Annotated in this window: 9 protein-coding genes; 1 reads left to right on the forward strand and 8 read right to left on the reverse strand. The window is 68.7% G+C overall.

Features of this window, described 5'->3' with window-relative positions:
* Together Q0581_RS03105 and Q0581_RS03110 are read right to left on the reverse strand one after the other, a co-directional pair.
* Positions 1–707, reverse strand: a 707-nt coding sequence (locus Q0581_RS03105) for a hypothetical protein (protein ID WP_298697515.1), incomplete at its 3' end; no start/stop codon positions are given.
* 26 nt (positions 708–733) lie between these two features.
* The gene (locus Q0581_RS03110) at positions 734–1771 is read right to left on the reverse strand and encodes an IPTL-CTERM sorting domain-containing protein (RefSeq protein WP_298697517.1); all 1038 of its coding nucleotides are present in this window, start codon (positions 1769–1771) and stop codon (positions 734–736) included.
* A gap of 351 nt (positions 1772–2122) precedes the next feature.
* Here Q0581_RS03110 and Q0581_RS03115 point away from each other — a divergent pair, with 351 nt between their 5' ends.
* Positions 2123–3175 (forward strand): helix-turn-helix domain-containing protein, encoded by a 1053-nt coding sequence (locus Q0581_RS03115; protein ID WP_298697518.1) that lies wholly within the window; start codon positions 2123–2125, stop codon positions 3173–3175.
* A 78-nt stretch (positions 3176–3253) separates the two neighbouring features.
* On the opposite strand, the gene Q0581_RS03120 is transcribed toward Q0581_RS03115, so the two are convergent.
* The 6 genes from Q0581_RS03120 to Q0581_RS03145 all read right to left on the reverse strand — a co-directional run.
* A complete protein-coding gene (locus Q0581_RS03120; RefSeq protein ID WP_298697519.1) occupies positions 3254–4879 on the reverse strand; it encodes a Na+/H+ antiporter in 1626 nt (541 codons plus the stop codon).
* A gap of 4 nt (positions 4880–4883) precedes the next feature.
* Complete coding sequence (gene hflX, locus Q0581_RS03125) at positions 4884–6206, reverse strand: GTPase HflX (RefSeq protein ID WP_298697526.1); 1323 nt, start codon at positions 6204–6206, stop codon at positions 4884–4886.
* 174 nt (positions 6207–6380) lie between these two features.
* Positions 6381–6626, reverse strand: a complete 246-nt coding sequence (hfq, locus tag Q0581_RS03130) for an RNA chaperone Hfq (protein ID WP_298697520.1) — start codon at positions 6624–6626, stop codon at positions 6381–6383.
* Between the two features lie 92 nt (positions 6627–6718).
* The gene (locus tag Q0581_RS03135) at positions 6719–7582 is read right to left on the reverse strand and encodes a D-amino-acid transaminase (protein WP_298697521.1); all 864 of its coding nucleotides are present in this window, start codon (positions 7580–7582) and stop codon (positions 6719–6721) included.
* Positions 7582–8985 (reverse strand): sigma-54 dependent transcriptional regulator, encoded by a 1404-nt coding sequence (locus tag Q0581_RS03140; RefSeq protein ID WP_298697522.1) that lies wholly within the window; start codon positions 8983–8985, stop codon positions 7582–7584. Before Q0581_RS03140 ends, Q0581_RS03135 begins: the two co-directional genes overlap by 1 nt.
* A gap of 12 nt (positions 8986–8997) precedes the next feature.
* A partial coding sequence (locus Q0581_RS03145; protein ID WP_298697524.1) for an ATP-binding protein occupies positions 8998–9743 on the reverse strand: 746 nt, incomplete at its 5' end.

Below are 9743 nucleotides of genomic sequence, written 5' to 3' on the forward strand. Positions count from 1 at the left end.
ACGCCGGCGGTGGTGATGCGGCCGATGCGGTTGCCGCTTTGCTGGGTGAACCACAGGGCGCCGTCCGACCCCGCCGCTATGCCGTAAGGCTGGCTGCCGGCCGTGGGCAGGGTGAACTGGGTGATGACGCCGGCGGTGGTGATGCGGCCGATGCGGTTGCCAACGTACTGGGTGAACCACAAGGCGCCGTCCGGCCCCGCCGTGATGTCCCAAGGCTGGCTGCCGGCCGTGGGCAGGGTGAACTGGGTGATGACGCCGGCCGTTGTGATGCGGCCGATGCGGTTGCCGCCGGACTGGGTGAACCACAGCGCGCCGTCCGGCCCCGCCGCGATGCCACGAGGCGTGCTGCCGGCCGTGGGCAGGGCGAACTGGGTGATAACGCCGGCGGTGGTGATGCGGCCGATGCGGTTGCCGCTTTGCTGGGTGAACCACAGGGCGCCGTCCGACCCAGCCGCGATGCCCATAGGCCCGCTGGCGGTGGTGGGCAGGGTGAACTGGGTGATGACGCCGGCGGTGTCGATGCGACCAATGCGGTTGCCGCTGTATTGGGTGAACCAAAGGGCGCCGTCCGGTCCCGCCGCGACGACACGAGGCTGGCTGCCGGCCGTCGGCAGAGCGAATTCGCTAAGGGTCTGGGCCTTGGCCGGCGACGGCGCGCCGATGACCAGGGCGATCACGGCTGTCGCCAGGGCGAGGAATCTGATCATGGGGTTCGTGTCCTTGCGCGACGGCCTCAGACCACCAGCCGGCGTCGCTGGACCATGACGGCAGCCCCGCCCGCCAGCAGTAGAGTGAACAGGATCATCGCCCACTCGGTCATCGTCGGCACGACGGCGGGCGCAGGGGCCGGCGTGGTGATGCGGCCGATGCGGTTGCCGCTTTGCTCGGCGAACCACAGGGCGCCGTCCGGCCCCGCCGTTATGCCTATAGGCGTGCTGCCGGCGGTGGGCAGGTTGAACTGGGAGATGACGCCGGCGGTGGTGATGCGGCCGATGCGGTTGCCGTTGTATTGGGTGAACCACAGGGCCCCGTCCGATCCCGCCGCCATGCCGAAAGGCCCGCTGCCGGCGGTGGGCAGGTTGAACTGGGAGATGACGCCGGCGGTGGTGATGCGGCCGATGCGGTTGCCGCTTTGCTGGGTGAACCACAGGGCGCCGTCCGACCCCGCCGCTATGCCGTAAGGCTGGCTGCCGGCCGTGGGCAGGGTGAACTGGGTGATGACGCCGGCGGTGGTGATGCGGCCGATGCGGTTGCCGTTGTATTGGGTGAACCACAGGGCGCCGTCCGGCCCCGCCGCTATGCCCCAAGGCGAGCTGCCAGCCGTGGGCAGGGCATACTGGGTGATGACGCCGGCGGTGTCGATGCGGCCGATACGGTTGCCGCTGAACTGAGTGAACCACAGGGCGCCGTCCGGTCCCGCCGTTATGTCCCAAGGCGCGCTGTCGGCCGTGGGCAGGGTGAACTGGGAGATGACGCCGGCGGTGGTGATGCGGCCGATGCGGTTGCCGCTTTGCTGGGTGAACCACAGGGCGCCGTCCGACCCCGCCGCTATGCCGTAAGGCTGGCTGCCGGCCGTGGGCAGGGTGAACTGGGTGATGACGCCGGCGGTGGTGATGCGGCCGATGCGGTTGCCGTTCTGCTGGGTGAACCACAGAGCGCCGTCCGGCCCCGCCACCAGCCCCCGAGGCAGGCTATTGGGGCTGGGCAGGGTGAATTCGGTGAGGGCCTGGGCCGAGACGGCCGACGGCGCGGCGAGGATCACTGCGATCACGGCCAGAACCGCGGCCAGGCCCTGGATCAGGCCTCTCGGACGTCCATCGGATGGCGGCCCCCCGACCGCGCGTTGGCCGATCCGACGGACGGGGGCCGGCCTCGCCCCGATGATCGCCAGGGCCCACACGAGAGTGTACGGTTTCATACGCTTAAGCCTTTGACGAACAGCGACGCTCTCCCGGCGTCAGGGGTCGAGTAACATCCGTTTCCGGGGCCGAGAATGCCTGGGCGTCTCAATGATTGAGACGCTCAGGCCAGGCTGTGCGCGGCGTTCCGTCGCCCTGTTCCCAACCGCCCGACCTGCCTATGGAGAGGGGGTGATGCGTGTGTTTTGTCGCGGGCGGGAATGATGTCGAAGACCCGTATTCTGTCCTGGTCGGTCTCGACCGCCGACACGCCCGACGCCTTCGAGCGCTATCTGACCGGCATGGCCGACTTCTATGAAGTGTCCGGCGTCGCCGAGCGGGATCGGCTGAATTTCTTCAACGAGAGCAGCGGCGTCCTGGCCCCCTGGGGCAGTCTGGGCGCCGGGCGGTCGGTGCGCCAGACCCTGTCGCGCGGGCCGGCGACCCTGCGGCGCTCGGAGCTCGACGGGATCAACGTCCTGATCAATGGGGCGGCCATGGTCGGCGACTGCGACGGCCGCTCGGTGCGCGCCGCGCCGGGCTCTGTACAGGTGCGTAACCTCAGCCGCCCGTCCACCAGCCGGCTGGACCGGGTCGATATCCTGACGCTGCTGATCCCTGCCGACCAGACCCCGCCGGCCCTGCTGGAGGCGGACATGCACGGGCTGGCGATCCCGCCCGATCAGCCGACGGCGCGGCTGGTGGAAAGCCTGATGCGCGTTTTGTGGGAACAGGCCGAGGCCCTGCCGGACGACCAGCTGGATGCGGGCGTTCAAGCCTTGATGATGGTGTTGATGCGCCTGACGGGGCGCGAGGCCTCTGTCGCGGATGTGGAGACTACGGCGTTGCGCCATGCCGTGCGCCGGGCGGTGGCTCAATACGTCGAAGCCGAGCTGTCCGCCGACCGCATCGACATCACGGCGGAAGCGCTGGCCGGATATGTCGGTGTTTCGCGCGCCACCCTGTATCGCGCGTTTGATGATCAGGGCGGTGTCGCCCGTTATGTTCAGGATCGACGCCTGCGTCATGCGCGCAGCGTGCTGCGTCGCCGGCATCAAGGCGGCGGTTCGACGGCGACCATCGCCGATATCGCCGAAACCTACGGCTTTTCCTCGGTCAGCCATTTCAGTCGCCTGTTCAAGGCGCGTTTCGGCTATTCGCCTTCCGAGGTGGAAGCGCCGGTGGTGACGCCGGGTGTGGCCATGTCCGAAGGCCCTATCCGGCACGATCTGCTGGTGTCGTGGCTGGCGGACCTGGCCAGCGGGCGGAGCAGCTAGGACAGGCCAAACCGCCGCTCGAACCGGCCCAGCGCCGCCGAGGCGCATCGTGATCAGTAACGGCCCCGGTCGTTCGCGTCAGGCGTAGCGGATTTCCTGAAGGTCGATCTCGCGGATCAATTTGCGCGCCGTCGCCTCGTCGATGACGCGGCGGCGGCTCAGACGGATCAGTTCCTCGCGCTCGGCCGCCAGGCCCGCCAGACGCAGGCGCCGTTCGACATCGTCGGCCTTGCGCGCCTTCTGAATTTCCTCGGCCTCGGTCTCGGAGCGGGTCTCGATGCGGTGGCGATAGACTTCCATGATGCGGGCCGCCGTGTCGGCGTAGAGGTCGGGATCGGGCTTTCCTTCGGCCATCGAATGCTGAGCATCCTCGATCGCCCGGATGGCGGCCCAGGCGGCGGCGACACGGGACCGGTCCTCTTCGGCCAGCCGCCCTGTCTCGGGGGGAAGTTGGACGTTCTTCAGCAGGTGCGGCAGGGCGACGGAGGCGACCACCAGCGACACGACGATGACCCCGGCGGCCAGGAAGATGGCCAGGTTCCGCGCCGGCATCGGCGTGCCGTCGCCCAGCATGAAAGGCAGGGTCAGAATGCCGGCCAAGGTGATGGCGCCGCGCACCCCGGCCAGGGACATGACGGCCACCAGACGCAGATCGACCTTGGGCGTGCTGCGCCCACGACGACGGAACAGGGTCAGCTTCAGCGAGGTCCACACCCAGATGAACCGCAGCACGGCCAGGGCCGCGACGATGGCCAGGACATAGATCGCCAGCCACCAGACATCGCGATGCTGGGTCGTCTGGATCACCTCGGCGGCGCGCGCCAGGATCGAGGGCATCTGTTCGCCCAGGATGACGAAGATCAGGCCGTTGGCCACGAACTGCACCGTGTCCCAGACCACGGCGCGGCGGATGCGGGTGGCGGCCAGGGCCGAACCCTTGCGTTCGGTGAAACTCATGGTCACGCCGGCGGCGACGGCGGCCAGGATACCCGAGGCGTGGATGGCCTCGGCGGCCAGATAGGCGGCGAAGGGCATCAGCAGGCTGATCAGGATCTGACCCCCGACGTCCTCGCCCCAGCGGCGGCTGATCATCCCCTTGACCAGGCTGATGGCCAGGGTCACCGCGACGCCGGCCGCGACGCCGCCCACGGCCAGCCAGGCGAAGGTTCCCACCGCGTTCGTCAGTGAAAACGCGCCGGTCGTGGCCGCGATCACCGCAATGCGCATGCAGGTCAGGCCCGTGGCGTCGTTCAGCAGGGACTCGCCTTCCAGTATGTGCATCAGCCGCTTGGGGATCGGCGCGCGCGACGCGATGGCCGAGACGGCGATGGGATCGGTCGGCGACAGGATGGCGGCCAGGGCGAAAGCCACCGCCAGCGGCATGGCCGGGATCATCCAGTGGATCAGAAAGCCCAGACCCACCACGGTGAAGATCACCAGCCCCAGGGCCAGTTCCAGAATGACCACGCGGTCACGGAAGACGTCTTCCTTCGGAATCCGCCATCCGTCCACGAACAGCAGCGGCGGCAGGAACAGCAGGAAGAAGATCTCCGGGTTCAGATCGACCGATTCCCCGGTGATCAGGACCACCCCCGCCCCCAGGCCGATCTGGATCAGAGGCAGGGGAACGCGGGTGATGCGTGCGACCCAGCCCGAGACGACCACGGCCACCAGCAGAAGCAGAACGGTCTCGATCAGATGCATGGGCTCAGGCGCCTGGGCGCGGCGGAATGTCGGGATACAGACGCTCGAACCGGCCCAGGGCGGCGGGATGCAGGCGCACGGTCAGCCGCAGGTCGCCATCCGGCGCCGTTTCGCGCGCGGTGACCCGGCCGTTCTCATAAAGCCAGGCCGCCACCTCGCCGCGATGGGCGGGAACGGTCAGCAGGATTTCCGGCTCGTCGTCGATCAGGCCGGTGATGGCGTGGCGAAGGGCGTCGATCCCCTGCCCCGTCCAGGCCGACACCGCGACGGCGCGGCCGGTTTGCGACAGGCGCTCGGCGGCGCCCAGGACTTCGTCGCGGACGTCGTCGTCCAGCAGGTCGATCTTGTTCCAGACCTCCAGCACCCGGCGGGTCTTGCCTTCGGCGGCCGGGATCTGTTTCAGCACCGTCTCGACGTCGGCGGCCTGGGCGGCCGTATCGGGACTGGCGATATCGCGGACGTGCAGGATCAGGTCGGCCTCGCCCACCTCTTCCAGGGTGGCGCGGAAGCTCTCGACCAGTTCGTGCGGCAGGTCGGAGATGAAGCCCACGGTGTCGGCGACGATGGCCGGGCGCCCCTGAGGCAGGCGAATGGTGCGCTGGGTCGTGTCCAGGGTGGCGAACAGCAGATCCTTGGCCAGGACTTCGGACCCCGTCAGCCGGTTGAACAGGGTCGACTTGCCGGCGTTGGTGTAGCCGACCAGGGCGACGGTCGGGAACGGGATCTTCTGGCGTTGTTTGCGATGCAGGCCGCGGGTGCGGCGAACCTCCTCCAACTCGGCCTTCAGCTTGACGATGCGGTCGGCGATCAGGCGGCGGTCGATTTCGATCTGGGTCTCGCCGGGGCCGCCCGTGCTGCCGGTGCCGCCGCGTTGCCGCTCCAGGTGGGTCCAGGTGCGGACCAGGCGCGAGCGTTCGTATTCCAGCCGCGCCAGCTCGACCTGCAGGCGGCCTTCCTTGGTGCGGGCGCGGCGGCCGAAGATTTCCAGGATCAGGCCGGTGCGGTCGATGACCTTTGCGTCCCAGGCCTTTTCCAGATTGCGCTGCTGGACCGGCGTCAGCTGGTCGTCGACGACCACGGCCTCGGCCTCGGCCGCGCGGACCAGGGCGGCCAGCTCCTCGACCTTGCCGGCGCCGAACAGGGTGGCGGGCGTGGGCTTGCGGATACGCACCACCTCTTCGGCGCGCACATCCAGGTCCAGGGCGCGGGCCAGGCCCGTCGCCTCATGCAACCGCTCGTCGGCCAGGCGCGGGCTGTCGCTGCGTCCGTCCGGGTGGACGACGATGGCGCGGATCAGGGGGACGGCGTGGTCGATGAGGGTGGTCAGAGGTGAACGACTTTCAATGGGGGCGTCATCCTCGGGCTTGACCCGAGGATCGGACTATCCGGTGAGCGGACAGAGATAGGGGCGCAGGGGCCGGAGGGCCACCTGCGGGCGCTGAGCGCGACCGACGTCTGGCCCTCGGGTCAAGCCCGAGGGTGACAGAGTTTGATGGGTCAATCAGTCCTCGTCGGCGTCCGGCTCATACAGCTGAACCGGGGCCGAGGGCATGATGGTCGAGATGGCGTGCTTATAGACCAGCTGCGACTGGCCATCGCGGCGCAGCAACACACAGAAGTTGTCGAACCAGGTCACGATGCCCTGCAGCTTGACCCCGTTGACGAGGAAGATGGTCAGCGGCGTCTTGGTCTTGCGGACGCTGTTCAGAAAGGCGTCCTGAAGGTTCTGGCGTTTGTCTTGCGACATGGCGGGTTGGCCCCTGTTCTTGATTGTTCGCATCGGGATGGGAGGATGCGCGGGCGCCAGATTAGACGCCCGCTCGCCGCGCCCGCAATGCGCTAAATGGCGTCGCGCTCGGCCGCTTCAAGATAAAGCGCCCTCAAGCGGGTGGCGATCGGGCCGGGCTTGCCGTTGCCGATCCTGGTCCCGTCGATCGATGTGGCCGGCATGACGAAGCCGGTGGCCGAGGTGTAGAAGGCCTCGCGCGCGCGCTTGGCCTCGTCCACGGTGAAGGCGCGCTCCTCCAGCTCCAGCCCCTCTTCGGCGATCAGGGCCATGACGGCGGCGCGGGTGATGCCGCGCAGGATGTTGGATTGCGCATCCCGCGTCCGCAGCTTGCCGTCCTCGTCCACGATCCAGGCGTTGGTCGAGGAGCCTTCGGTGACCAGGCCCATTTCGTCCACCATCCAGGCCTCGGCCGCGCCGCGTTCCTTGGCCGCCTGTTTGGCCAGGACATTGGGAAGCAGGCCCACGGTCTTGATGTCGCAGCGGCCCCAGCGGATGTCGGGCTGGGTGATGACGGCCACGCCCTTGGCGGCCTGGGCGTTGCCTTTGGACAGCGGCAGGGATTTGGCGGTGATGACCACGCTGGGCGGCGTGCCCTGGGCCGGGAAAGGGTGGTCGCGTCGCGCCGTGCCGCGCGTGACCTGGATATAGACCAGACCTTCGACCACGCGATTGCGGCGCACCGTCTCCTTCAGCACCGTCTCCAGGGCGGCGCGGCTCATGGGGTGGTCGATGCGCAGCTCGTCCAGGCTGCGCCACAGGCGGGTCAGGTGGCCGTCGAAATCCGCCAGCCGCCCGTCGAACACCGACCAGACCTCATAGACGCCGTCGGCGAACTGGAAGCCTCGATCCTCGACATGAACCACGGCCTGGCCGTGCGCGACATACTGGCCGTTCACATAGGCGATGCGCGACATCAGTGGGCGTCCTCGTCTTCTCCGCCGCGCGCGGGCGACACGCCCAGCGACTTCAGCTTTCTGTGCAGGGCCGACCGCTCCATGCCGATGAAGGCGGCGGTGCGGCTGATGTTGCCGCCGAAACGCATGATCTGGGCGGCCAGATATTCGCGCTCGAACACCTCGCGCGCCTCACGCAGCGGCAGGGCGATGATCCGTTCGGCTCCCAGGGCGCCGGGCGCGCCGCCCGAGGCGACCTCCTGCGGCAGCATTTCGGCGGTGATCGCCTCTTCGGCGTCGCCGGTGGCCAGGATCAGCAGCCGTTCGATGTTGTTGCGCAGCTGGCGGACGTTGCCGGGCCAGGGGTGCACCTGCAGCACGGCGATGGCGTCTTCGCCCACGCGCCGGCGCGGCAGGCCCTGGGACGCCGCCAGGGAGTCGATGAAATATTCGATCAGTTCCGCGATGTCCTCGCGCCGTTCGGCCAGGGGCGGCACCCGGATCGGCACCACGTTCAGCCGGTGGAACAGGTCTTCGCGGAAGCGGCCCTCGGCGATGTCGATCTTCAGGTCGCGCGAGGTCGAGCTGATGACCCGCACATCGACCTGGACGTCCTGTTCCCCGCCCACGCGGCGGAAGCGCTGTTCGACCAGGACGCGCAGGATGCGGCTCTGGCTCTCGCGCGGCATGTCGGCCACGTCGTCCAGATAAAGGGTGCCGTTGTGGGCGCGTTCGAACACGCCGATCTTGGACGGGCGGCCGTCGGCGCCTTCTTCCCCGAACAGTTCGACGTCCAGGCGTTCCGGCGTCATGCCGGCGGCGGAAATGGCCACGAACTCGCCGCGCGCGCGCGGGCTGGCTTCGTGAATCTGGCGGGCCGTCAGCTCCTTGCCCGATCCGGGCGGGCCCGAGATCAAGACGCGGCTGTTGGCGGGCGCCACCTTGGCGATGGTCGTGCGTAGCGCCTGGGCCGCCGCCGACCGACCGATCAGGCCCGACGGCGCCATCGTCTGGGCCCGCAGCCGGCGGTTCTCGCGCTTCAGCGACGCGGCCTCCAGCGCCCGGTCGATCACCACCACCAGACGGTCCGACTTGAACGGCTTTTCGATGAAGTCATAGGCCCCGCGCTTCAGGGCGCTGACCGCAGTTTCGATATTGCCATGGCCCGAGATCATCACCACCGGCAGGTCGGGATCGATGCCCTGGATCACGTCCAGCAGCTCCAGCCCGTCCAGGCCGCCGCCCTGCATCCAGATGTCCAGCACCGCCAAGGACGGCTTGCGCGCCCGGATGGCGGCCAGGGCCTCGTCCGAGTTCGACGCCGTTCGCACGGCGTGACCTTCGTCCTCCAGCAGGCCCGAGACGAGATCGCGGATGTCCGCCTCGTCATCGACGACCAGAATGTCGGCTCCGTTGGTGCGCATGTCGTTCGCTCGCTATTGAGCCGCGCCGGCGCCGCGTGACGCCTCTTCGCGGCCCGCCTTGACGGTCGGTTCCAGGGGGAAGATCAAACAGACCCGGGCGCCGCTCAGGCTGGCGGCGTCGGCCAGCCGCAGCTCGCCCCCGTGGTCCTCGCAAATCCGCTTGACGATGGCCAGGCCCAGGCCCGTGCCCTTCTCGCGGGTGGTGACATAGGGTTCGGTCAACCGATCCCGGTCCTTGTCCGGCAGGCCCACGCCGTCGTCGTCGATGACGAAACTGGCCAGGCCGTTTGCCACCTCCAGCCGCGCGATGATGCCCGGATGGGCGCGGTCGAAGGTCATGCTCTTGACCGCCCGCTGGGCCGCCACGGCCTCGCCGGCGTTCTTCAGAATGTTGGTCAGGGCCTGGCCCACCATGCGCCCGTCGCAGTTCAGCACCGCCTTGGGCAGGGGTTCGGCGATCTCGACCAGGATTTCGGGCGCGGCGACCCGCTGGGCGAACACGGCCTGGCGCAGCAGTTCGGCGGGGTTCTCCGGCGCGAAACGCGGCGCCGGCATGCGGGCGAAGGCCGAGAATTCATCGACCATCCGGCCGATGTCCCCGACCTGGCGGATGATGGTTTCGGTGCAGCGGTCGAAGGTGTCGACGTCGTCGGCGATGCGCGCCCGATATTTGCGCCGCAGCCGTTCGGCCGACAGCTGGATCGGCGTCAGCGGGTTCTTGATCTCGTGGGCGATGCGGCGGGCCACGTCGCGCCAGG

Source organism: uncultured Brevundimonas sp. (assembly GCF_937863155.1).
GTDB lineage: Bacteria > Pseudomonadota > Alphaproteobacteria > Caulobacterales > Caulobacteraceae > Brevundimonas.